This window comes from Nocardioides sp. QY071, from assembly GCF_029961765.1.
GTDB lineage: Bacteria > Actinomycetota > Actinomycetes > Propionibacteriales > Nocardioidaceae > Nocardioides.
The window spans coordinates 563,306-586,927 of sequence record NZ_CP124681.1 but is presented as its reverse complement, the minus strand read 5'-3'; the positions used below and the strand labels follow the sequence as shown (position 1 = coordinate 586,927).

Here is a 23,622-nt window from a genome sequence, read left to right as displayed (position 1 = left end):
CGATGCCCCGGCCGGACCGCTACCTGGTCGGCGCGGTCTCCCTCGCGGTCGTCACGATCGCGCTGGTGATCGGCGTCGGCGTGGCGTTCGCGTACGACGCCGGCTCGCGTCGCCCACCGCTGCCGGACCCGGCGGCGCAGGCCCCGGCGCCGGCGCTCACCGGGGTCCCGCCGGCCCCCGCCGCCCCCGCCGCGCCCGCGACCGCGCCGGACCCGTACCGGCCCGACGCCGCCTGGCTGGCCCGGGTGGCGGCGCAGACCGGCATCCCGGCGCGGGCGTTGGCGGCGTACGCACGAGCGCACCTGCAGGTCGCGGCCGAGCAGCCGGGCTGCCGGGTCGCGTGGAACAGCATCGCCGCGATCGGCGGCATCGAGTCCACCCATGGCAGCGTGCACGGCTCGGTGCTGGGCGAGGACGGCGTGCCACGTCCGCAGGTCCTCGGGCCGGTGCTCGACGGGGGCGCGTTCGGCGCCGTCCACGACACCGACGGCGGCGCGATGGACGGCGACGCCACCTGGGACCGCGCGATCGGACCGCTGCAGTTCATCCCCTCGACCTGGGCGACGTGGGGCGCCGACGGCAACGGCGACGGGGTCGCCGACCCGAACCAGATCGACGACGCGGCGCTCGCGGCCGCGCGCTACCTGTGCCACGCGGGCGACCTCGCCGACCCCGACACCTGGCGGCGCGCGATCTTCAGCTTCAACCACTCCGACGCCTACGTCACCGACATCGCCGACCTGGCCAACGTGTACGCCGCGCGCTCCGCGCCAGCGTGAGCGCGAGATTTAACTCAGCACTGTCGACAAATCGACACGACGCGGTCGGACCCGGGCCTAAGGTCCCAGCTGACGCACCCGATCGGAGGTTGCGTCGCACGGGGAACCGTCGCCGGAGGGACCGGTGGCTCAGGTTCGACCGTCGGAGCGGTCCTGGCGCCGTTCTCGGGCCGATGTGTCGTGGGGGACGATCGGCATGTCGTTTTTCCGGCGAGGACTGGTAGTCGCGACGACCATGGCCTGCGTCTCGGTCGCCTTCCCGGCGGCCGTGGCACCGGCCACAGCACCTGCAGCGGCCGCGGCACCGGCGTCCGCGCGCGTGGCGTCGACCGTGGCGATGGGCCTGTTCGGTGGGTTCGAGATCGACGGCAACACCACCGTCGACGGCACCGGGCTCGACTGGGACACCACCGGTCAGCATCTCGTCGACGGCGCCGACGACCCGACCCAGTACAAGAACCCGAAGGACTTCGACAACCACCCGTCGACCTGGCAGGCCGCCGACGCGGTCGCTCCCCAGAAGGACGACTTCACCGACGCCTGGGTCCACACCGCGACCCTCAACGGCGAGGTGTTCGCCTACTTCGCCTTCCAGCGCGCAGCCACCCAGGGCACCGTGAACTACGACATCGAGTTCAACCAGCTCGACAACATGCCTGGGCTGCCGGCGCGTCCGGTCCGCTCGGTCAACGACCTGATGCTCGACGTCCAGCAGGGCGGCAACGGCGACTTCCAGATCGTGCACGCCTACCTGTGGACGCTGAAGAGCAGCCCCGACTGGGGCGCCAACTGCACGGAGGTGTCCGGCTACTCGCCGGGCGCCGGCTGGTGCGAGGTCCCCGTGCCGGCGAGCGCGTTCGAGGGCGCGATCAGCGGCGACAAGATCTTCGGCGAAGGGTCCCTGAACCTCTCGATGCTCTTCCCCGCGGGCACCTGCTCGAACGACTACGGCACCATCAACATGCGCTCGCGTACCTCCGACTCCCCCAACGCCTCGCTCAAGGACTACGTCGCTGCCGACGTCTCTGTCCCGTCCACCTGCGGCAAGCTGACCATCAACAAGCGGGACCCGCAGGGCGCCCCGGCCCCCGGCGCCACCTTCCAGATCTCGCCGGACCCGACGCCGGGCAGCGCCGCGGCGACGCTGACGGTGACCGACGGCGGGGCCGGCGACGACGACGGCGCGGCCGACGGCGTGATCGTGATCGACCCGGTCGAGCCCGGCACCTACACCGTGACCGAGACGGCGCCGCCGACCGGCATGCTCCTTCCGCCACCCGCCGACCGGACCCAGCAGGTCACCGTCGACGAGGCGGAGAGCGTCACGGTCAACTTCGCCGACCCGCACAAGTGGCTGCCGCCGACCCTCACGAAGACCGCCGAGGCGTCTTACGCCGCCCGTTACGACTGGACGATCACCAAGACCGTCGACCAGGCCGCGTGGCACGTGCCCGACGGCACGACCGCGAAGCCGACCTACACGGTCACCGTGACCGCCGGCCCCGAGCAGACCAGCGACTACCGGGTCGTCGGTGAGCTGAGCATCACCAACCCCAACCCCCGCCCGATGGTCGTCACGGTCACCGACCTGCTCGCCGACAACACGGCCTGCACGGTCGCCGGCACCGACGCGGACGCCGGCGCGCCCGGTGAGCAGCGCACCCTCGCAGCCGGGCCGACCACGCTCGGCTACACCTGCACGTACGCGCAGGCACCGGGCAGCCCGAGCGGCACCAACACCGCGACGCTCACCTGGAGCCGCGCGGACTACCCGCAGCAGCAGAGCGACGCCAACGACCCCGCCAACGCACCCCAGGGCAGCGCGGTGGCGACGAAGGACTACACCTTCGCGCGCACCAGCCGCACCGACGAGACCGTCGACGTGACGGACACGCGCCAGGGCGCCCTCGGCACCCTGTCGTGGGACGACGTCTGGGCGATGACCGACCACCAGAAGGTGTTCACCTACCAGCTCGAGCTCGCCGGCGAGCCGGGCGAGTGCACGACCTACGACAACACCGCGGCGCTCACCGAGAAGGACACGCCGACGACGCGCGACGACGACGCGTCGGTCGAGGTCTGCGTGGGCCTCGACCTGACCGTCGAGAAGACCGTCGCCGTGGCCTACGACCGCACCTACAACTGGTCGCTGGACAAGACCGGCCCGGCGAGCGTCTTCGTCGGGGACGACGGCAAGACCACGGTCGACTACCAGATCGACGTCCAGGCGCTGCCGACCACCGACTCCGCCCCGATCCTCGACGGCACGATCACCGTCGAGAACCCCAACGACTGGGACGTGACCGCCGACGTGGCCGACGTCTTCACCCTCAACGGCGACGACGTGACCTGCACCGTCACCGGAGGCGACGACGCCGTGGTCCCGAAGAACGGCACGCTCGACCTCGACTACACCTGCACGATCGACGCAGGCTCCTGGCCCGACAACTACCACGGCACCAACCGGGTCACCGTCACCTGGGACAAGGCCACGTACTTCTCGCCGACCGGATCCGCGACGTACGACAACGCGGTCGAGGACAGCGAGACCACCGAGACGCCGGCCCACAAGGACATCGACCTGGTCGACGCGATCACCGAGGCGGGCGGCAACCCGGTGGCCGTCACCCTCAGCCCGTCCAGCCTGAACTGGGTCGACGTCTGGAACGAGACAGGCCACACCGTCACGATCGACGCCCAGGTGCAGCTGGACACCGGGCTCGCGGCGGGCGCGTGCACGACGTACGACAACGTCGTCTCCATCACCGGGACCCAGATCTCCGACACCGCCACCACCGAGGTGTGCCGCCCGGAGATCACCAAGACGGTGAAGGCGGAGTACGGCCGCACCTACAGGTGGACGCTCGACAAGACCGTCGACGAGGACTCCGTCGAGATCGGTCCCGACGGCTCGGCGACCTTCCACTACGGCGTGACCGCGACCCCCGACGGGTTCACCGACGGAACGGCGTCCTGGACCGGCACCATCACGGTCGAGAACCCCTCGGCCACGAAGGCGCTGGACACGACGATCACCGACGTCTCGGGGGTCGCCGGCTGGACCTGCACGATCACGGGCGACCCCGCCGTCACCGTCGACCCGGGCGACACCACCGTCGTCCCCTACACCTGCGCCGGTGACGTGACCACCCACCCGAGCGGTACGAACACCGCCACGGCGACCTTCGGCGGCAAGACCGTCACCACCGAGGTCCCGGTGTCCTTCGCCAAGGTCACCGACGTCGACAAGACGATCACGGTGACCGATCCGAAGGCCCCGAACACCACGCTCGGCAACGCCGACTGGGGCGACGGCACCCAGGCGACCACCTTCGAGTACGACTGGACGGCTCCCGCGGGCACGCTCGGGGTCTGCGAGACCTACGACAACACCGCCACCATCACCGAGACCGGCCAGAACGCCACCGAAAAGGTGGAGGTGTGCCGGGAGGCGCCGCTCGAGGTGACCAAGACCGCGGCCGGCTCCTACGACCGCACCTACCACTGGAAGATCGCGAAGGCGGCCGACGAGACGTCCGTCGAGATCCGCGACGGCCAGAGCCACGACTTCCACTACACCGTCGACGTCACCAAGGACGGCTACGCCGACTCCGGCTGGGAGGCGCACGGCACCATCACCGTGCACAACCCCAACGCGTACGCCGACGGGGCCATCGTCGCCGACGTCACCGACGATCTCTCCGGCGTGACCGGCGGCGTCTGCACCGTCACCGGCGGCACCGACGTCGAGCTCGCGCCAGGCGCGACCGAGGAGCTCGGCTACGCCTGCACCTTCGGGGCCGAGCCCGCGGCGTACACCGGCACCAACACGGCGACCGCGAGCTGGACCGACCCTGACGACGAGGACGCGACGGCCACCGGCACCGCGCCGCTGACCCTCCAGGTCGACGACGAGATCGACAAGTCGATCGACGTGGTCGACGACAAGACCGAGCCCGGGGCGAGCCACCCGCTCGGCACCAGCACCTGGGACGCCGGTCCGTTCTCCTACACCTACACCGTCACCAAGTCGGGCGTGGCCGGGACGTGCACGACCTACGACAACACCGCGACGATCGTGCAGGCCGAGCAGTCCGCCGACGAGTCGGTCGAGCTGTGCGTGGTGAGGACGCCGGCCGCCGCCGCCGCGTTCGCCGGCGACTTCGACCGGTCCTACGCCTGGGCGATCACCAAGGAGGCGGACCAGACCCAGCTCCAGGCCGGGGTCGACGGGAAGGCCAACGCCCACTACGTCGTCGCGGCGATCCCGGGAGCGGCGACCGACAGCGGCTGGACCGCCTCGGGCTCGGTGCAGGTGACCAACCCGAACGACTTCAAGGACGTGTCCGCCGGCGTCTCGGTGACGCTGGACGTCGACGCCCCGGCCACCTGTGTCGCGACGGGCTCGCCGGTGACGGTGCCGGCGGGCCAGACGGTCGCCGTACCGATCACCTGCACGTTCCCCGACAGCGGGTACGCCGACGGCACGGCCACCGTGTCGATCGCCTGGGCCGCCGGCTCGCCGGTCGTGACCCAGGTGCCGGTCGCCTTCGTGCTGGACACCGAGACGAACCGGACCGTCACCGTCACCGACGACAAGGCCGGCACCGTCGGCGCCCCGGCGACGCTGGGCACCGCGGACTGGAACGCCGGCGGCCAGCCGACCCTGTTCGACTACACGCTGCCCCTGTCGGCGGTCCCCGGCCAGTGCCAGACCTGGACCAACACCGCCACCATCGTGGAGACCAAGCAGTCCGCGGGCGAGCAGGTTCAGGTCTGCATGCCGGGTCAGGTCGGCGGCATCGAGCTGTCGATGCAGGCCTCGGTCAAGACCGCCTGCGTGACCAGGCGGTACGGCGAGGCGCTCGTGACGGCGGTCAACCCGATCACCTCCTCGATCCCGGGCACGGTCCGGGTCCGGGTGGGCAAGAAGGTCCGCGGCACCGCGCAGGTGCAGCCCGGCCAGACCCGCGAGATCCACCTCACCGGACTGCGGATCGGCAAGGTCGTGCGGGTCGTCATGGACGGTGGCGCCGTCCTGGCGAAGGCGAAGGTGAAGGGCGGTTGCAAGGTCAAGGCGGTGGCACCGACCACCGGTGTGCGGCAGGCCGCCTGGGACGGAGGCCGGCTGAGCGTGCCGTCGACCGGGATCTCCGCCCAGCTGCGCGCGACCGCGACGCCGCGGGTCCCGCTGAACCGGAACGCCCTCGGCCAGGCCTTCTTCTGGCGGGGCGACGGCGAGCCCGGTGGCCCCGGCTCGGTCCTCGTGGCGCTGCACTCCAACCGCAGCGGCTGGGCCGCGGGCAACCGGCTGCCGAAGCTCCGCAAGGGCGCGACCGTGCAGGTGGAGCTGGGGTCGGGCAAGGTGCTGACCTACCGGGTGACCCGGTCGATCGCCCGGGCCCCGCTGAATCTCTCCGAGAAGCGGATGGCCGAGCTGCAGAGCAACCTCGGCCCGTCCCAGCTGGTGCTGACCACCTGCAACCGCTGGGCTCTCGACGGGAGTGGGCGGTACCGGTACCGCAGCCTGGCCTACCTGAAGCTGATCGACTAGATGTTCTGGCGCGCGCAGGGGTTCACGGGTTCGGCCATGATGACCCCGTGAACCCCTCCGCGCAGATCGACATCGACGCCCCGCTCGCCGTCGTGTGGGACGTCATGACCGACACCGGGCGCTACGGCGAGTGGAACCCCTTCGTCGAGCGCGCCGAGACCGCGCAGCCCGCCGCCGTCGGCAACCCGATCGTGCTCCACGTCGTGTGGGCCAACGGCCGCCGCACCCGCTCACCTGAGCGGATCACCGCCCTGGACGGCCCCACCACCGACCCCGTCAGCGGTACGACGACCGCGCTGATGTCCTACGTCTACGAGGGCCTGCCGGCGCGGCTCGGGCTGGTCAGGGGGGTGCGCCACCAGCGCCTCACGCAGCACCCGGGCGGGCCCACGACGTACGACACCGTCGAGGAGTTCAGCGGACCACTCGTCCGCCTCGCCGGTCCCGGCCGGGTGGCCGACGGCTTCCGCCGCCACGCCGAGGGGCTCAGGCAGCGGGCGGAGCGGGAGGCTTCCTCGCGCCGGGAGGGATGAGCTCGTCGGAGTTCTTCGCCGCCCAGAGCGCGAAACCGAACACAGCGGCGCCGCACACGATGTCGGCGACCACGTGTGCCTGGCGCCACCAGACCATGTCGGTGGCGCCGGGGACCGTGTAGTGGCCGATGCCGATCAGTCCCGAGACCGAGTAGCCGGTCAGGAACACCGCGGCGGTGGTGATGTGGCGCCGGAACCACAGCAGCAGCCCGACCGCCCCGAGCGCGGTGAAGGCGAACCAGCCGATCGCGACCAGGGCCTTGGTCACGGTCGGCAGGGTCGCGTCGTCCGGCGGCACCGGGTAGTCGTCGTAGTTGACGTAGTTGTCGACGTAGTGGACGACCGACACCAGTACCGCGATCCCGAGCAGCCAGCACAGGACCCGCGTCGCCCGCAGATAGCTCACGCGCCCAGACTATGAGATGACCGGGCCGACGCCGCCTGCTACGCGCCGCGACGCACGCGCGCTGGCGCCGGCCCGGTCATCTCAGGCGGAGGCCACCGCCTCCCGCGGAACCCCGAGCACCGGGACCGTCGTCGCGCCGGTCGTCGGGCTCAGCCAGACCCTGCTGCCGAGCTCCAGGTCGAGCGCGCGTGCGTGGGTGCGGGAGAGCACGACCAGGACCGGCTCGTCCTGCCCCTCGACGTCGACGGTGAGGCGCACCTCGAAGCCGACGCGCAGCGCGCGCTGGACCACGCCCGCCGAGGAGCCGGGTACGCCGGGCGCGACCGCGACCTCGATGTCGTGGGGCCGCAGGACCAGCGGCCCGAGCCGGGTCACCGCGCCGAGGAAGCCCATCACGAAGTCGTTGGCCGGCTCGTCGTACAGCTGGTCGGGGCTGCCGATCTGCTCGATCCGGCCTTCGTTGATGACCACGATCTCGTCGGCGACCTCGAGGGCCTCCTCCTGGTCGTGGGTCACGAACACGGTCGTCACGTGGACCTCGTCGTGCAGGCGGCGCAGCCAGTCACGCAGCTCCTTGCGGACCTTCGCGTCGAGGGCGCCGAACGGCTCGTCGAGCAGCAGCACCGAGGGCTCGACGGCGAGGGCGCGGGCCAGCGCGAGGCGCTGCCGCTGACCACCGGAGAGCTGGGAGGGCAGCCGGTGCGCGAACTGCGAGAGGTGCACGAGCTCGAGCAGCTCGGCGACCTTCGCCTTCACCTCGGCCTTGGGACGCTTGCGGATCTCCAGGCCGAAGGCGACGTTCTTGGCGACCGTCATGTGCTTGAAGACGGCGTAGTGCTGAAACACGAAGCCGACGTTGCGCTTCTGCGGGGGCAGCCTCGTGGCGTCGGTGCCCTCGATCTCGACCGAGCCGGAGTCGGCGCTCTCGAGGCCGGCGATGATGCGCAGCAGGGTGGACTTGCCACCACCGCTGGGCCCGAGCAGGGCGGTCAGCTGGCCGGTCGGCAGGGAGACGTTGATGTCCTCGAGGGCGACGAAGTCGCCGTAGCGCTTGCCGACACCCCTCACTTCGATGCTCATGCGTGATCCTCCTTGCGGATCAGGGAGACGACGACGAGGGCCAGCACGGAGGCGAGCACGAGCACGAACGCGGCGGCGTACGCCGTGGGCTCCTCGTAGTTGTTGTAACGGTTCTGGATGAGAAGGGTGGCGGTCTCGCCGCGGAACTCGGCTCCGGGACTGACGATCTTGACCGCGCCGAACTCCCCGAGCGAGCGGGCCATACTGAGCACGACGCCGTACACGACCGCCCACTTGATGCTGGGCAGCGTGATCCGCCGGAAGGTCTGCCAGCCGTTGGCCCCGAGGCTGCTGGCGGCCATCTCGGCGTCGGTGCCGATCTCCTCGAGCACGGGCACGATCTCCCGGATCACCAGCGGCAGGCTGACGAAGGCGGTCGCCATGATCAGGCCCGGCGTGGTGCCGATGACGTAGAAGCCGACCGACTCGAGTGCCTCACCGAACCAGCCCTTGCCGGTGCTGTAGGCCAGCACCAGCGCGAGGCCGACGACCACCGGCGAGACCGACATCGGCAGGTCGACGAGCACCGAGAGGATGCGCCGGCCCGGGAACTGGTAGCGCACGATGAGCAGCGAGATGCCCACCCCGAACAGGGTGTTGATCAGGACCGCCCAGAACGCGACGGTTCCGGTGAGGTTGAAGGCGTAGGTCACCGACGGGTCGCTGAGCCGGTCGAGGAAGGCGGACAGGCCGCCCTCCGCACCGACCTTGCTCGGCGCGAACGTCTGCTTGCCGACCTCGTAGAGCGGCCAGATGACCAGCACCGCCAGGTAGACGATCACCAGCGTGCGCAGGAGGTAGGCCACCGGACCGCGCCGGGCCCGGATCTGTCGGGTGTCAGCCACGGCGCGCCACCCTCCGCGAGATGACGTCGAGGGCCACGATCGTCAGCACCGCCACGACGAGCAGCAGTACGGCGACCGCGGCCGCGCCGGCCTGGTTGTCCCCCTCGAGGAACTTGAGGATCTTCAACGACGCGACCTCGGTCTCGTAGGGCGTGTTGCCCGAGATGAGGACCAGGGAGCCGAACTCGCTGATCGCGCGCGCGAAGCCCAGCGAGGAGCCGGCCGCGATCGCCGGCACCAGGCTCGGGAGGATGACCCGGCGGAAGGTGGTGAGCCGCGAGGCGCCCAGCGACGCCGCCGCCTCCTCGACGTCGGCGTCGAGCTCGAGCAGGACCGGCTGCACCGTGCGCACGACGAAGGGCAGCGTGACGAAGAGCAGCGCCAGGAAGATTCCCTGGCGGGTGTTCACGATGTTCACCCCCACCGGGCTCTCCGGGCCCCACAGGCTGAGCAGGACCAGGCCGGCGACGATCGTCGGCAGCGCGAACGGGATGTCGATGACGACGTCGAGGATCCGCTTTCCGAAGAACTGGTCGCGGACCAGCACCCAGGCGACGACGGTGCCGATGACGGCGTTGACGACGGTGACGCCCAGGGCCTCGAGGACGGTCAGGCGCAGCGCGGCGAAGGTCTGCGCGTCGGTCAGCGTGTTCCAGAACGCCTCCCAGCCGCCGGCGGCAGCGGCCCCCACCACCGCCGCGAGCGGCAGCAGGACGAGGACGCTGAACCAGACCAGTGCCACGCCCAGGCCCACCCCCGAGGCGGGGGTGAGGCGGAACAGCCCGCTGGGCCGGCTCGTCGTGCGAGCCGGCCCAGGGGGTGCGACGAGTGTGTCGGTCACTGCTTGGTCGCTTCGGCGTACAGCTTGTCGAAGCGGAGCTTCTCACCGTCCTTGCCGAACCACTCCGCGTTGATGGCGCTCCAGCCGCCGAGGTCGGCAGCGGTGCTCAGCGAGGCCGGGGCCGGGAAGGGGTTGCCCGGGTCGTTCGCACCCTCGACCTGGATGCCGGAGATGTCGAGGTCGCCGACGGGGCGGAAGCCCTTCTCCACGAACGCGGTCTGGCCGGCGTCGCTGAGGAGGAAGTCCAGCCAGTCCTTGGCCGCCGGGTCGGACTTCTCCAGGACTGCGCCCGGGTTCTCGATGAGGAAGGTGTGCGGCGGGACGATGTAGTCCAGGTCCTCGCCGTTCTGGCGGGCCAGGATCGCCTCGTTCTCGTAGGTGAGCAAGACATTGCCGACACCCTTCTTGAACGCCTCGGTCGCCTCACGGCCGCTGGCGGCCCAGGTGGTGACGTTCTTGAAGACCTTCTCGAGGAAGGCGTCCGCCTGCTCCTCGGTGGCGCCGTTCTGCTTGGCGTAGGTGTAGAGCGCCAGGATGTTCCACTTCGCCGAGCCGGAGCTGGCCGGGTCGGGCGTGACGATCTTGACGTCGTCGCGGGTCAGGTCGTCCCAGTCCTCGATGCCGAGCGGGTTGCCCTTCTGGGTGGCGATCACAGCGACCGACTCGGAGACGATGCCCTTGTTGGGGCCGGCGTTCCAGTCGTCGGCCACGAGGCCGGCGTCGACCAGGCGGGTCATGTCGGGCTCGAGCGAGAAGACGACGTAGTCGACGTCCTTGCCCTTGGTGTCCGCGACCTTGCGGCTCTGGTCGCCCGACGGGCCGTAGGAGCCGGAGAACGTGACGTCCTTGCCGGCCTCGGTCTTGTTGAACTCCGCCGCGGCGGCCTTGTTGCCGGCCTCCGGGACGGCGAACCCGACGATGTTGACCGTCGAGCCCTTGTCGTCGCCGCTGCCGCCGTCGGCGCTGGCGCAGGCGGTCAGCGCCAGAGCGCCGGTCATCGCCAGGGCCGCAGCCTTGAGAACTCGCTTCATCGCACCCATTCCTTGCTTGCTCGGGCCGGCCTCTCGGGTGGCCGGTTCCATCAAACTAGATCGGAATAATACACATTAGCGAGTTAAGCGACTCGGTCGTAGACAAATCGACGACATGACAGAGGTCACACGCCCCCTGGCCGCCAGGAACGGCCCATCAGGCGGCACGGGGCCGAGCACGCGAGCAGGGCGGACTATCGTGGTGAGGAGTTTTCGAGAACCGCGCCGCACGCCGGCCGCAGGGGACGACGAAAGACATTCACCGAAAGGTGGAACGTGTTCTAGTTTGATCCTAGAATCGACCCACCTGACGCCGTCGCCGCTTCCCCACGGCCGACGTCGATGTCGAGAGAAGTGGAGCAGGTGTGAGCCAGACCAAGCAGGTCAAGCAGCTGGACCGGGTCATCATCCGGTTCGCCGGTGACTCCGGTGACGGCATGCAGCTGACCGGTGACCGGTTCACCCAGGAGTCGGCCGTGTTCGGCAACGACCTGGTGACGCTGCCCAACTTCCCCGCCGAGATCCGGGCGCCCCAGGGCACCATCCCCGGTGTCTCGTCGTTCCAGATCCACTTCGCCGACCACGACATCCTCACCGCGGGCGACCGGCCCGACGTACTGGTCGCGATGAACCCGGCCGCCCTCAAGGCCAACCTGGGCGACCTGCCGCGCGGGGCGACGATCATCGTCGACACGCACGACTTCTCCAAGCGCAACCTCGACAAGGCGGGCTACACCTCCAACCCGCTCGACAAGCTGGGCGAGGTCGACGACCTCCTCGCCGGCTTCCAGGTCCAGCCGGTCGACCTGACCGGCATCACCGTCGAGGCGGTCAAGGAGTTCGGCCTGTCCCGCAAGGACGCCGCCCGCGCCAAGAACATGTTCGCGCTGGGCCTGCTGTCCTGGATGTACGGCCGCCCGACCGAGCCGACCATCGCGTTCCTCGAGAAGAAGTTCGCCAAGGTCCCCGACATCCTCGGCGCCAACATCGCGGCCTTCAAGGCCGGCTGGAACTACGGCGAGACCACCGAGACCTTCGTCGTCCAGTACGAGATCAAGCCGGCCCGCATGCACGCCGGGACCTACCGCAACATCACCGGCAACCTGGCCCTGTCCTACGGCCTGGTCGCCGCCGGCGTGCGCTCCGAGCTGCCGGTGTTCCTCGGCTCGTACCCGATCACCCCCGCCTCCGACATCCTCCACGAGCTGTCGAAGCACAAGGCGTTCGGCGTGACCACGCTGCAGGCCGAGGACGAGATCGCCGGCATCGGCGCCGCGATCGGCGCCTCCTTCGCCGGCCAGCTCGCGATCACCACCACCTCGGGCCCGGGCATCGCGCTCAAGTCCGAGGCGATCGGCCTGGCCGTGATGACCGAGCTGCCGCTGGTCGTCGTCAACGTCCAGCGTGGTGGGCCGAGCACCGGCCTGCCGACCAAGACCGAGCAGGCCGACCTGCTGCAGGCGATGTACGGCCGCAACGGCGAGGCGCCGGTCCCGATCGTCGCGCCGCAGTCGCCCGGCGACTGCTTCGCCGCCGCGGTCGAGGCCGCCCGGATCGCGATCACCTACCGCACCCCCGTCTTCCTGCTCTCCGACGGCTACCTCGCCAACGGCTCCGAGCCGTGGGCGATCCCGTCGATCGACGAGCTGCCGAAGATCGAGGCGAACTTCGCCACCGAGCCCAACCACACCTCCACCAACGCCAAGGGCGAGCAGGTCGAGGAGTTCTGGCCCTACGCCCGCGACAAGGACACCCTGGCGCGCCCGTGGGCCATCCCCGGCACCGCCGGCCTGGAGCACCGCATCGGCGGCCTCGAGAAGGCCGGCACGCCTCAGACCGGCCACGGCAACATCTCCTACGACCCGGCCAACCACGACCAGATGGTCCGGCTGCGCCAGGAGAAGATCCAGCGCATCGCCGACTCCCTGCCGCCGCTCGAGGTCGACGACCCCTCGGACGAGGCGAAGGTCCTGGTGATCGGCTGGGGCTCGACCTACGGCCCGATCGGCGCCGCCTGCCGCCGCGTCCGCCGCGCCGGCTACAACGTCGCACAGGTCCACCTGCGCCACCTCAACCCGTTCCCCAAGGACCTCGGCGAGATCCTGAAGGGCTACGACAAGGTCCTCGTCCCCGAGATGAACCTCGGCCAGCTCTCCAAGATGCTGCGCGCGGAGTACCTCGTCGACGCCCAGGGCTACAACCACGTCTACGGCCTGCCGCTCAAGGCCGCCGAGCTGGCCGAGGCCATCGGCGTCCTGGTCGGCGACGCCGAGGGTCGCGAGGTCGACCTCGGCGAGCACGGCCTCAACCTTCCTGCCGACCACGAGGAGGCTCCGGTCCGATGAGCACCCCCACCACAAGCACCGATCTCCCCATGCCCACGCGTCATTCTGTGGGCACCGCGCTCGTCCCCACCCTGGCCGAGGGCGAGACCCAGACCGCGAAGGACTTCTCCAGCGACCAGGAGGTCCGCTGGTGCCCCGGCTGCGGCGACTACGCCGTCCTCAAGGCCGTCCAGTCCTTCCTGCCCGACCTCGGACTACGACGCGAGAACATCGTCTTCGTCTCCGGCATCGGCTGCAGCTCGCGCTTCCCCTACTACCTCGACACCTACGGCATGCACTCGATCCACGGCCGCGCACCCTCCATCGCGACCGGCATCGCCACCGCCCGCGAAGACCTCTCGGTCTGGGTCGTCACCGGCGACGGCGACGCACTCTCCATCGGCGGCAACCACCTCATCCACGCCCTGCGCCGCAACGTCAACATGACGATCCTGCTGTTCAACAACCGCATCTACGGCCTCACCAAGGGCCAGTACTCCCCCACCAGCGAAGTCGGCAAGGTCACCAAGTCCACCCCCGTCGGCTCCCTCGACCACCCCTTCAACCCGGTCTCGCTCGCCCTCGGCGCCGAAGCCACCTTCGTGGCCCGCACCATCGACTCCGACCGCAAGCACCTCACCGCCGTCCTCGCCGCCGCAGCCGCCCACCGCGGCACCAGCCTCGTCGAGATCTACCAGAACTGCCCGATCTTCAACGACGGCGCGTTCGACGCGATCAAGGACCGCGACAACGCGCACGCCCTGATCCCGCTCACCCACGGCGAGCCGATCACCTTAGGCGTGCGGGACGAGGCCACGGGCCTGGGCGACAAGGCGCTGGTGCGCGGCGCCGGTGGCGGCGTCGAGGTCGCCGACACCGCGTCCGTGGCGACCGAGGCGATCATCGTCCACGACGCGCAGAGCCCCGACCCGTCGACCGCGTTCGCGATCTCGCGGCTCACCGACGCGGGCTACCTCAACCGGAGCCCGATCGGCATCTTCCGCCAGGTCGAGCGCCCGACGTACGACGACCAGGCCCGTGCCCAGGTCGCCACCGCCAGCGAGGCCGCGGCGGCGCAGGGCAGCCCCGAGGAGCGGCTCACCGCCCTCATCAACGCGGGCGACACCTGGACCATCGACTGACCCGGTCCCCCGCCGTACGAAATCGCAACGCGCCGCCGAGCTGAGCTCGGCGGCGCGTTGCGTTGCGCGGGACGGGGTCCGTCAGCTGCGCGGGTAGACCTTGAACTTGAAGATCGCCTTGGCGTAGACGGCGTCACCCTTGGCGACGACCTTGTAGCGGGTGGTCTTGCGACGCTCGGCCTTGACGAAGACCTTCTTGGTCAGGCCGCTGGCCTTGGTCTTGACCTTGGCAACCCGGACCCACTTGCCGCTGCGCTTGACGTAGACCTTGATCTTGACGCCCGGCGCGAGCGGGTTGGTCGCGAACTTGGCCCACAGGCGCTTGCCGTAGCAGTTCGGCGGGTTGGGGCCGCAGTCGCCGATGCCGACAGCGCGCGGCGTGACGCCCTTGGCGGCGACGACCTTGCTGGTCGCCGGCTGGACCTGGATCGAATCGGCGGCCTGGGCACCGGTCGGCGCCAGCGTCAGGCCGAGGAGCGCGGCGGTGAAGGCCGCGACCAGGACAGAGATCGTGCGAGTGAATCGCATCAGGGACTCCCCCTCGAGATCGGGATCGTTCGTGGACACGGCCTTCGTGCCCACCTGGACACGACCTGAAACCACCGGCCCCGCGGGTCGTGGCAACACGTCGCTAAGGTCCCAGTGTGTCGGACCAGCGCCGTGGCTTCGTCCTCGGGTTCCTCGCGTACCTGATGTGGGGTGCGTTTCCCCTGTACTGGCCCCTGCTCAAACCCAGCGGCGCCGTCGAGATCCTCGCCCACCGCATGGTCTGGTCGTTGGTCGCTATGGGCGTGCTCGTCGTCGCGCTGCGGCGGCTGGGCGCGCTGCGTGACGTGCTCCGCGATCGTCGCACGACGCTCCTGCTCGTGGTCGCCGCCGCCACCATCACGGCCAACTGGGGCACCTACATCTACGGCGTCAACAGCGAGCGCGTCGTCGAGACCTCCCTCGGCTACTTCATCAACCCGCTGGTCACCGTGCTGATGGGCGTGCTCGTCCTCGGCGAGCGTCTCCGGCCCGTGCAATGGACCGCCCTGGCCATCGGGTTCGCCGCCGTCGTGCTCCTCACGGTCGACTACGGCCGGCCGCCTGTCATCGCGCTCGTCCTCGCCTTATCGTTCGGCACGTACGGCCTCGCCAAGAAGTCCGCCGGCGTCGGCGCGATCGAGAGCCTCGCCTTCGAGACCGCCGTGATCGCCCCCTTCGCCCTCGGCTACCTGGTCTGGCTCGGCGCCAGCGGCCGCGCCCACTTCGCCGGTGAGGGCCCCGGCCACGTCTTCCTGCTCGTCGCGAGCGGAGTCGTCACCGCCATCCCCCTGCTCTGCTTCGGTGGCGCGGCCACCCGGGTCTCGATGACGACCCTGGGCCTGCTGCAGTACCTCACCCCGTCGATCCAGTTCGCCCTCGGCGTCACCCTGCTCGGCGAGCACATGCCCGCCGGCCGCTGGATCGGGTTCGCGCTGGTGTGGCTGGCGCTGGTCGTGCTCACCGCCGAGGCGCTGCGCCACCACCGCCGCCAGCTCGCGGCGGCCGCCGAGGCCTGCGCGGTCTGAGCCGCTTGTAACTAAGGGTTACAGCACGAAAACAGCCGCCAGAGCACCGAGGTAGGTGCCATAACGCCCGGGTAGTCAGGTGCGGGCACCGACTGCGGCAACGGCTCAGTGCCCGCCTGGGTCGCCGTCGACCCGCCGCATCTACCTCGGCACTCTTGCTAGTACCCGGGCGTTAGAGCACCGAAATTCGTGCAGTAACGCGTAGTTACAAGCGCCCGAGGCCTCGTGCGGCGGCGGACGGGGTGCACGTCGCCGCCGCACGAGACGCCAGAAAAGTTAACTGACTTACTGGCATTCAACGAGCCCGCGCCACCACGGTTCGGCCGAACCCGTGACAGGTGCTGCCGATCACTCCGCGCGTGCGTCAGGCGGAGCGGACCGCAACGACGTCGGCGAACGCCTCGAGCGCGGTGCGGACCGAGCCCTCGGGCAGCGCCCGGAGCAGCTCCTTGGCCTCCTGGGCGCGCGCGACGACGTACGCCTGCGCCTGGCCCATCGCGGGGTGCTTGCGGAGCAGGTCGAGCGCCTCGGCGTGCAGCTGCGCGTCGCCGGCGAGGTCGGATCGCGACGGGTCGAGAAGCTCGAGCAGGCGTGCGTCGGCCGGGTCGGTGGAAGAGCGGGCCAGGAGCACCGGCAGGGTGGGCACGCCCTCCTTGAGGTCGGTGCCGGGGGTCTTGCCCGACTCCTCGCTCTCGGAGGCGATGTCGAGGATGTCGTCGGAGAGCTGGAAGGCGGTGCCGACGAGCTCGCCGTACGCCGTCAGCGCCTCGACCACCGCCGGGTCCGCGCCGGAGAACAGGGCGCCGTAGTGGGCCGAGGTCGCGATCAGGGAGCCGGTCTTGCCGGCGACGACCTGGAGGTAGTGGGCCAGGGCGTCCTCGTCGGGGCCCGGCTTCACGGTCTCGAGGATCTGGCCCTCGACGAGGCGGGTGAACGTCTCCGCCTGGATGCGTACGGCGTCCGGGCCCAGCTCGGCGGTCAGCTCCGAGGACTTCGCGAACAGCCAGTCGCCGGTGAGGATCGCGACCAGGTTGTCGTAGCGGGCGTTGGCCGAGTCCTCGCCGCGGCGCAGCGCGGCCTCGTCCATGACGTCGTCGTGGTAGAGCGAGCCGACGTGGGTGATCTCCACGACGCAGGCCGCGGTGAGCACCTCGTCGGCGTCCGGGCGCGGGCCGGCCTCGGCGGCCAGCAGGACCAGGAGCGGGCGGAACCGCTTGCCACCGGCGGCGAGCAGGTGGCGCGCCGCCTCGGTGACGTACGGCGCGCGGCTGGACGCGTGGCCGTAGAGGGCCTCCTCGACCGTCGCCATCCGCGCCCGCAGGCGGTCGGCGAGTTCGGTGTCGTCGATCGGCAGCGCAAGCTCGGCCCCAGGTGTGTTCACCTGATGAAGTCTCCCGTACGGGTCACGAGATCGAGAACCGGGCCCGGCACGACGCCCAGGACCAGGGTCGCGACCAGGCACACCGCGATGGTGCCGGAGGTCAGCAGCGAGGACCTGGTGACCACACCCGCGCCGTCGGCACTGGGCTCGGTGAAGAACATCAGCCGGATGTGCCGCACGTAGAACGTGATCGCCAGGATGCTGCACGCGATCGCCACCAGCACCACGGGCCAGGCCCCCGCAGACAGCGCCGAGGTGAACACGGCCCACTTGCCGATGAAGCCGGCGGTGAGCGGGATCCCGGCCATCGAGAGCAGGAAGAACGCGAACGCGCCTGCCACCAGCGGGGAGGTCCGGCCCAGGCCGGCCCAGCGCTCGTACGCCGTCGCCTCGCCGCCCGCGTCGCGGACCAGCGTCACGATCGCGAATGCGCCGATCATGGCGAAGCCGTAGGTGGTCAGGTAGAAGAGCACGCCCTCGAGCGAGGTGTACTGGCCCTTGGCGAGCTCGCCGGCGCTCTGCACGCCCAGCACGCCGACCAGGATGAAGCCGGTGTGGGCGACCGAGGAGTAGGCCAGCATCCGCTTGACGTCGTTCTGGACGATGGCCAGCACCGCGCCGAGGACCATCGAGGCGATCGCGATCACCCACAGCATCGGCTGCCAGCTCCAGCGCTCGCCGCCGAAGGCGACGTACAGCAGGCGCAGCAGGGCGCCGAAGGCGGCGACCTTGGTGCCGGCGGCCATGAACGCGGTCACCGCGGTGGGCGCGCCCTGGTAGACGTCGGGGGTCCAGGCCTGGAAGGGCGCGGCGCCGATCTTGAAGAGCAGGCCGACCGCGAGCAGGCCGATGCCGGCGAGCAGCAGGCCGTGGTTGGCCGTGCCGGCGCGGACCGCCTCGTTGATGCCGGCGAAGGAGACCGAACCCGCGTAGCCGTAGACCAGCGCGGCGCCGTACAGGAAGAAGCCGGAGGCGAAGGCGCCGAGGAGGAAGTACTTCATCGCGGCCTCCTGACTCAGCAGGCGGCGACGGCGCGCCAGGCCGCAGAGCAGGTAGAGCGGCAGGGAGAGGATCTCCAGGGCCACGAACATGGTGAGCAGGTCGCCGGAGGCCGGGAAGAGCAGCATGCCGCTGACGGCGAACAGGAGCAGCGGGTAGACCTCGGTGTGCTCCAGGCCGCGGGTCGAGGCCTCGCGCTCGCTCTCGGTGCCGGGCAGTGCGGCCGCCTGGCCGGTGAAGGCCGAGACGCCGCCCTCGAGTCGCTGCTCGGCGAAGAGCGCGACGCCACCGAGGGCGAAGACGAGGAGCAGGCCCCACAGGTAGACGGTGGGGCCGTCGACCACGACGCTGCCCATCGCGCCGACCAGGCCCCGTCCCTCGGCGCCGTCGGCGCCCTTGTGGGTGTCGAGGTCCATGCCGACGACGACGGTGGCCACCAGGGCGGCGATCACGGTGACCGCGGCGAGGCCGACCTGGGGCAGGCGGCGGGTGCCGCGCGGCAGGAAGGCCTCCAGCGCTACGCCGACGCAGGCGCCGCCGAGGACGATGAGGATCGGCAGCAGCTCGGCGTACTCGAGCTCGGGCTTCACGAACTCCATCAGTGCGCCTCCTCCGTCTGCACGACCGTCGGCTGGTCGTCCTGGATCCCCATCTGGTGCATCAGGTCACCCACCATCGGGTTGCTCACGTCGAGCAGCGGTGCGGGATAGAACCCGAAGAACACCAGCGCGGCCATGAGCGGGGCGACGGCGACGATCTCGCGCACGCCGAGGTCCTTGGTGCCCTCGACCTCGGGCGGCGTGGGGCCGGTCATCGTGCGCTGGTACATCCACAGCACGTAGATCGCGGACAGCACCACCGCGGTCACCGCGATCGCGCCGACGTACCACCCGTAGTCGAAGGCCGCCACGAACACGAGGAACTCGCTGACGAACGGCGAGAGGCCCGGCAGGCCGAGCGTGGCCAGGCCGGCGACGAGCAGCAGCCCGGCCAGGACCGGCGCGACCTTCTCGACGCCGCGCATCTCGCGGATCGAGGACGTGCCGCTGCGGTCGTAGAGGTAGCCCGCGACCAGGAACAGCGCGGCGGTGCCGAGGCCATGGTTGACCATGTAGAGGATCGCGCCGGTGCCACCCTGGCTGGTCATCGTGAAGACGCCCAGCGTGATCAGGCCGAAGTGGCTCAGCGAGGTGAGGCCGATCAGGCGGAAGATGTCGTCCTGGCCGATCGCGATGAACGCGCCGTAGACCACGGAGATCAGCGCCAGCGTGATGACCAGCGGGGTCGCCCACTGCGAGGCCTCCGGGAAGATGCCGAGGCAGAACCTCATCATCCCGAAGGTGCCGATCTTGTCGAGGATGCAGACCAGCAGCACGCCGGTGCCGGGCGTCGCCTTCTCGGTGGTGTCGGCAAGCCAGGTGTGCAGCGGGAACAACGGCGCCTTGATCGCGAAGGCGATGAAGAAGCCGAAGAACAGCCAGCGGCCGGCCTCGGTGCCGATGTCGAGCTTCTCGAGGTCGGCGAGGAGGTACGACGGCTCGCCCTGCTGGGCGGAGACGACGTAGAGCCCGATCACCGCGGCGAGCAGGATCAGGCCGCCCGCGAGCTGGAACATCAGGAACTTCAGCGCCGCCGCGCCCCGGCCCTCGCGGCCGAAGCCGCCGACCAGGAAGTACGCCGGGATCAGCGTCGCCTCGAAAACCACGTAGAAGAGGAACACGTCGGTCGCGCAGAACACGGCGAGCGAGAGGCCCTCGAGCGCCAGCGTCCAGGCGACGAACGCGCGGGCGCCGGCCGAGCCCGCGGCGTCGGCCTTGAACCACTCCGCGCCGAGCACCAGCGGGACCAGGAGGACCGTCAGCAGGACCAGCAGCAGGCCGAGACCGTCGACGCCGAGGGCGTAGTGCACCCCGAACGCCTCGATCCACTCGTGCTCCTCCTTCAGCTGGCGGCCGCCGTCGGCGTCGTACGACGCCGCGACGACCACGCCGACGACCAGCGTCGCCAGCGCGACGCCGAGGCCGGCGGTCTTGCTGACCGTGCGCGGGAGGAACGCGACGGCGACCGCACCGGCGATCGGCAGCCAGACGAGCAGGCTGAGCAACATCAGTTCACCACCACCAGGGTCAGGACGAGGAGCAGTGCGCCGCCGAGGATGCCGAGGGCGTAGGACCGGACGTAGCCGTTCTGGAGCCGCCGGAGCAGCTCACCGGTGCCGGCGAGGACCGTCGTGCCGCCCATGAAGAGCCCGTCGACGAGGGTGCGGTCACCGTCGGTGAGCGCGCGCACCGTGGCGCGGCCCGGGTTGACGACCAGGCCCTCGTTGATCGCGTCGCCGTAGAGGTCGGCGCGGGCGGCCCTCGTGGCGAACGAGACGTCGGCCGGCGCGGTGCGCGGGACGTCGCGCTGGCCGACCAGCACCCAGGCCAGTGCCACACCGACGGCGACCACGGCGATCGTGATCAGGGTGAGCACGATGACCGGCAGCGGCGGCTCCTCGTGCTCGGCGTGGCCGACGACCGGGCCGAGGAAGTCGACGATCCAGTTGCCGGCGAGCATCAGGCCGCCGAGCGCGGAGAGCGCGGCCAGCACCATCAGCGGAATGGTCATCACGAGCGGGCTCTCGTGGGGGTGGACGTCCTTCTCCCAGCGCTTCTTGGTGAAGAAGGTCATCAGCATCATCCGCGTCATGTAGAAGCCGGTGATGCCGGCACCGAGCAGCGCGCAGATACCGACGACCGGGTTCTCGGTCAGCGCGACCTCGATGATCTTGTCCTTCGACCAGAAGCCGGCGAACGGCGGGATGCCGATGATGGCGAGGAAGCCGAGGGCGAAGGTCGCGAACGTGATGGGCAGCGCCTTCTGCAGCGCGCCGTAGTGGCGCATGTCGACGTCGTCGTCCATCGCGTGCATCACCGAGCCGGCCCCGAGGAACATGTTGGCCTTGAAGAAGCCGTGGGTCAGCAGGTGGAAGATCGCGAACGCGTAGCCCGCGACGCCGAGGCCGGCACCGAGCATCATGTAGCCGATCTGGCTCATCGTGGAGCCAGCGAGACCCTTCTTGATGTCGTCCTTCGCGCATCCGATGATCGCGCCCCACAGCAGCGTCACCGTCGCCACGATGACCACCGCGGTCTGGGCGGTCGGCGCGAGCTCGAAGACGAAGTTGGAGCGGGTGATCAGGTAGACGCCGGCGGTGACCATGGTCGCCGCGTGGATGAGGGCCGAGACCGGGGTCGGGCCCTCCATCGCGTCGAGGAGCCAGGCCTGGAGCGGGACCTGGGCCGACTTGCCGCAGGCGCCGACGAGCAGCAGCACGCCGATCCAGTTGAGCGTGGTCTCGGTGGCGCTGCCGGCCAGGGCGCTGACGCCGCTGAAGCTCGCGGTGCCGAACGTGACGATCATCAAGAAGATCGCCAGGCCCATGCCCACGTCGCCGACCCGGTTGATGACGAACGCCTTCTTGGCCGCGGCGGCCGCCGACGGCTTGTGCTGCCAGAACCCGATGAGGAGGTACGACGCGAGGCCGACGCCCTCCCAGCCCAGGAACAGGCCCACGTAGTTCTCCGAGAGGACCAGCATGAGCATGGCCGCGACGAAGAGGTTCAGGTAGGCGAAGAACCGGCGCCGGCGCGGGTCGTGGGCCATGTAGCCGATCGAGTAGACGTGGATCAGCGAGCCGACGCCGGTGATCAGCAGCAGGAAGAGCGCCGACAGCGGGTCGTAGAGCAGGTCCATGCCGATGTGCAGCCGGCCGGAGTCGATCCAGTCGTAGAGGTGCTGCGCGACCTGGCGGTCGCCCTCCTCGCGCCCGAGCAGGCTCACGAACAGAACGAGGCTGATCACGAAGGAGGTGGCCGCGGTCGCCGTACCGAGCAGGTGGCCCCACTTGTCGGTGTAGCGGCCGCCGAGCAGCAGGATCGCGGCGCCGAGCAGCGGCAGCGCGATGATCAGCCACAACAGGGTGAAGGGTCCGTCGGCGTCGGTCGGCGAGACCACGGGGATGTGCGTCTCGCTGGCCTTGAGGGTCAGCGCGGTGAGTGCGTGCATCATCTCGTCCTCAGAACTTCAGCAGGCTCGCGTCGTCGACCGAGGCCGAGCGACGGGTCCGGAAGATGGTCATGATGATCGCGAGCCCGACCACGACCTCGGCCGCGGCCACCACCATCACGAAGAAGGCGGCGATCTGGCCGTCGAGGTTGCCGTGCTGGCGGGCGAAGGCGACGAACGCGAGGTTGCAGGCGTTGAGCATCAGCTCGACGCACATGAACACGACGATCGCGTTGCGGCGGGTGAGCACCCCGATCGACCCGATCGTGAACAGGATGGCGCTGAGCACCACGTATTCGGTCACGCCTCGTTCTCCTCACTCGAGCCGGTCGCAGCGCTCTTGCCCGCCGTCTCAGGCTTCTCCGTGGGGTCGACGCCGAGCTGGTCCTTGATCACCTCGATGTCCTTGAGGCCGGCCTTCTGCATGGTGCCGCGGGCCGCGAGGACCCGGGAGACAGACGCGGGCGCCGGGCTGCCGTCGGGCAGCAGGGCCGGGGTGTCGACCGCGTTGTGGCGGGCGTAGACGCCCGGTGGCGGCAGCGGGCCGAGGTGGGCGCCGCTCTCGGCGTACGCCCGGACCTTGTCGGCGGCGATGCTCGCCTGGGTGCGCTTCGGGGTGAGCCGCTCGCGGTGGGCCAGCACCATCGCGCCGACGGCGGCGGTGATGAGCAGGGCGCTGGTGGCCTCGAAGATGAAGACGTAGCGGGAGAACAGCAGGTCGGCCAGCGCCTGGACGTTGCCACCGGCGTTGGCCTCGTCGAGGCCGACCGCGGTGCCGAAGGTCAGCTGGGTCAGCGCAACCACCATCACCACGACGAAGGCCAGGCCGACCAGCCAGGCCAGCGGCCGCTGGCCCTTGATCGTCTCGACCGTGGAGTCGGAGGCGTCGACGCCGACCAGCATCAGCACGAAGAGGAACAGCATCAGGATCGCGCCGGTGTAGACGATGATCTGGACCGCGAACAGGAACGGCGCCTCGAGGACGGCGTACAGCACCGCGAGGCTGATCATCACGACCGCCAGCAGCAGCGCCGCGTGGACGGCCTTGCGCACGAACAGGATGCCGAGCGCGGCCAGCACCATGATCGGCGCGAGGATCCAGAA

The 23,622-nt window shown here is 70.3% G+C and carries 18 protein-coding genes; 6 read left to right on the top strand and 12 right to left on the bottom strand.

What is annotated here, in order from left to right; translation table 11 throughout:
• Nucleotides 1-2 precede the first annotated feature (2 nt).
• The 3 genes from QI633_RS02775 (at nt 3) to QI633_RS02765 (ending at nt 6,866) form a co-directional block, all read left to right on the top strand.
• Entirely contained in the window at nt 3-779 is a 777-nt protein-coding gene (locus QI633_RS02775; RefSeq protein WP_282428009.1) for a lytic murein transglycosylase, read from the top strand.
• 235 nt (nt 780-1,014) lie between these two features.
• Nucleotides 1,015-6,333 (top strand): sortase, encoded by a 5,319-nt coding sequence (locus QI633_RS02770; RefSeq protein WP_282428008.1) that lies wholly within the window; start codon nt 1,015-1,017, stop codon nt 6,331-6,333.
• 47 nt (nt 6,334-6,380) lie between these two features.
• Nucleotides 6,381-6,866 (top strand): SRPBCC domain-containing protein, encoded by a 486-nt coding sequence (locus QI633_RS02765; protein WP_282428007.1) that lies wholly within the window; start codon nt 6,381-6,383, stop codon nt 6,864-6,866.
• Here QI633_RS02765 and QI633_RS02760 read toward each other — a convergent pair.
• From QI633_RS02760 to QI633_RS02740, 5 genes are all read right to left on the bottom strand, one after another.
• On the bottom strand, nt 6,820-7,272 hold the full coding sequence (locus tag QI633_RS02760; RefSeq protein ID WP_282428006.1) for a hypothetical protein: 453 nt from the start codon (nt 7,270-7,272) through the stop codon (nt 6,820-6,822). The genes QI633_RS02765 and QI633_RS02760 overlap by 47 nt on opposite strands.
• Nucleotides 7,273-7,353: 81 nt before the next feature.
• Complete coding sequence (locus QI633_RS02755) at nt 7,354-8,352, bottom strand: sulfate ABC transporter ATP-binding protein (protein ID WP_141800493.1); 999 nt, start codon at nt 8,350-8,352, stop codon at nt 7,354-7,356.
• Nucleotides 8,349-9,197: a sulfate ABC transporter permease subunit gene (locus tag QI633_RS02750; RefSeq protein ID WP_141800494.1), complete on the bottom strand. Its 849-nt coding sequence runs from the start codon at nt 9,195-9,197 to the stop codon at nt 8,349-8,351. The genes QI633_RS02755 and QI633_RS02750 overlap by 4 nt, the downstream gene beginning before the upstream one ends.
• Nucleotides 9,190-10,038: a sulfate ABC transporter permease subunit CysT gene (gene cysT, locus QI633_RS02745; RefSeq protein WP_282428005.1), complete on the bottom strand. Its 849-nt coding sequence runs from the start codon at nt 10,036-10,038 to the stop codon at nt 9,190-9,192. The genes QI633_RS02750 and cysT overlap by 8 nt, the downstream gene beginning before the upstream one ends.
• Nucleotides 10,035-11,069, bottom strand: a complete 1,035-nt coding sequence (locus QI633_RS02740; RefSeq protein ID WP_282428004.1) for an extracellular solute-binding protein — start codon at nt 11,067-11,069, stop codon at nt 10,035-10,037. The genes cysT and QI633_RS02740 overlap by 4 nt, the downstream gene beginning before the upstream one ends.
• 365 nt (nt 11,070-11,434) lie before the next feature.
• Here QI633_RS02740 and QI633_RS02735 point away from each other — a divergent pair, with 365 nt between their 5' ends.
• A complete protein-coding gene (locus tag QI633_RS02735) occupies nt 11,435-13,414 on the top strand; it encodes a 2-oxoacid:acceptor oxidoreductase subunit alpha (RefSeq protein ID WP_141800497.1) in 1,980 nt (659 codons plus the stop codon).
• A complete protein-coding gene (locus tag QI633_RS02730; RefSeq protein WP_282428003.1) occupies nt 13,411-14,535 on the top strand; it encodes a 2-oxoacid:ferredoxin oxidoreductase subunit beta in 1,125 nt (374 codons plus the stop codon). Before QI633_RS02735 ends, QI633_RS02730 begins: the two co-directional genes overlap by 4 nt.
• A gap of 81 nt (nt 14,536-14,616) precedes the next feature.
• Here the strand turns inward: QI633_RS02730 and QI633_RS02725 are convergent, their stop codons facing one another.
• Nucleotides 14,617-15,063, bottom strand: a complete 447-nt coding sequence (locus QI633_RS02725; RefSeq protein WP_141800499.1) for a hypothetical protein — start codon at nt 15,061-15,063, stop codon at nt 14,617-14,619.
• A gap of 116 nt (nt 15,064-15,179) precedes the next feature.
• Between QI633_RS02725 and rarD the strand changes: the two genes are divergently transcribed.
• The gene (gene rarD / locus QI633_RS02720) at nt 15,180-16,088 is read left to right on the top strand and encodes an EamA family transporter RarD (protein ID WP_174245242.1); all 909 of its coding nucleotides are present in this window, start codon (nt 15,180-15,182) and stop codon (nt 16,086-16,088) included.
• A 364-nt stretch (nt 16,089-16,452) separates the two neighbouring features.
• Here rarD and QI633_RS02715 read toward each other — a convergent pair whose 3' ends face one another.
• The 6 genes from QI633_RS02715 to QI633_RS02690 form a co-directional block, all read right to left on the bottom strand.
• A complete protein-coding gene (locus QI633_RS02715) occupies nt 16,453-17,397 on the bottom strand; it encodes a polyprenyl synthetase family protein (RefSeq protein ID WP_282429276.1) in 945 nt (314 codons plus the stop codon).
• Nucleotides 17,398-17,465: 68 nt separating this feature from the next.
• On the bottom strand, nt 17,466-19,067 hold the full coding sequence (nuoN, locus tag QI633_RS02710; RefSeq protein WP_282428002.1) for an NADH-quinone oxidoreductase subunit NuoN: 1,602 nt from the start codon (nt 19,065-19,067) through the stop codon (nt 17,466-17,468).
• Nucleotides 19,067-20,575 (bottom strand): NADH-quinone oxidoreductase subunit M, encoded by a 1,509-nt coding sequence (locus QI633_RS02705; protein ID WP_282428001.1) that lies wholly within the window; start codon nt 20,573-20,575, stop codon nt 19,067-19,069. Before QI633_RS02705 ends, nuoN begins: the two co-directional genes overlap by 1 nt.
• Nucleotides 20,575-22,518, bottom strand: coding sequence for an NADH-quinone oxidoreductase subunit L (gene nuoL, locus QI633_RS02700; RefSeq protein WP_141800502.1), 1,944 nt, complete (start codon nt 22,516-22,518; stop codon nt 20,575-20,577). The genes QI633_RS02705 and nuoL overlap by 1 nt, the downstream gene beginning before the upstream one ends.
• A 10-nt stretch (nt 22,519-22,528) precedes the next feature.
• The gene (nuoK, locus tag QI633_RS02695) at nt 22,529-22,822 is read right to left on the bottom strand and encodes an NADH-quinone oxidoreductase subunit NuoK (protein WP_141800503.1); all 294 of its coding nucleotides are present in this window, start codon (nt 22,820-22,822) and stop codon (nt 22,529-22,531) included.
• On the bottom strand, nt 22,819-23,601 hold the full coding sequence (locus QI633_RS02690) for an NADH-quinone oxidoreductase subunit J (RefSeq protein WP_260806605.1): 783 nt from the start codon (nt 23,599-23,601) through the stop codon (nt 22,819-22,821). The genes nuoK and QI633_RS02690 overlap by 4 nt, the downstream gene beginning before the upstream one ends.
• Nucleotides 23,602-23,622 lie beyond the last annotated feature (21 nt).

Excerpts from the sequence above, each read along its gene's own strand:
- nuoN (WP_282428002.1), bottom strand. The coding sequence starts at position 19,067 with ATGGAGTTCGTGAAGCCCGAGCTCGAGTACGCCGAGCTGCTGCCGATC.
- QI633_RS02725 (WP_141800499.1), bottom strand. The coding sequence starts at position 15,063 with ATGCGATTCACTCGCACGATCTCTGTCCTGGTCGCGGCCTTCACCGCC.
- QI633_RS02715 (WP_282429276.1), bottom strand. The coding sequence starts at position 17,397 with ATGGCGACGGTCGAGGAGGCCCTCTACGGCCACGCGTCCAGCCGCGCG.
- QI633_RS02740 (WP_282428004.1), bottom strand. The coding sequence starts at position 11,069 with ATGAAGCGAGTTCTCAAGGCTGCGGCCCTGGCGATGACCGGCGCTCTG.
- QI633_RS02690 (WP_260806605.1), bottom strand. The coding sequence starts at position 23,601 with ATGGTGCTGGCCGCGCTCGGCATCCTGTTCGTGCGCAAGGCCGTCCAC.
- QI633_RS02775 (WP_282428009.1), top strand. The coding sequence starts at position 3 with ATGCCCCGGCCGGACCGCTACCTGGTCGGCGCGGTCTCCCTCGCGGTC.
- QI633_RS02730 (WP_282428003.1), top strand. The coding sequence starts at position 13,411 with ATGAGCACCCCCACCACAAGCACCGATCTCCCCATGCCCACGCGTCAT.
- QI633_RS02770 (WP_282428008.1), top strand. The coding sequence starts at position 1,015 with ATGGCCTGCGTCTCGGTCGCCTTCCCGGCGGCCGTGGCACCGGCCACA.
- QI633_RS02705 (WP_282428001.1), bottom strand. The coding sequence starts at position 20,575 with ATGTTGCTCAGCCTGCTCGTCTGGCTGCCGATCGCCGGTGCGGTCGCC.
- QI633_RS02755 (WP_141800493.1), bottom strand. The coding sequence starts at position 8,352 with ATGAGCATCGAAGTGAGGGGTGTCGGCAAGCGCTACGGCGACTTCGTC.
- nuoL (WP_141800502.1), bottom strand. The coding sequence starts at position 22,518 with ATGCACGCACTCACCGCGCTGACCCTCAAGGCCAGCGAGACGCACATC.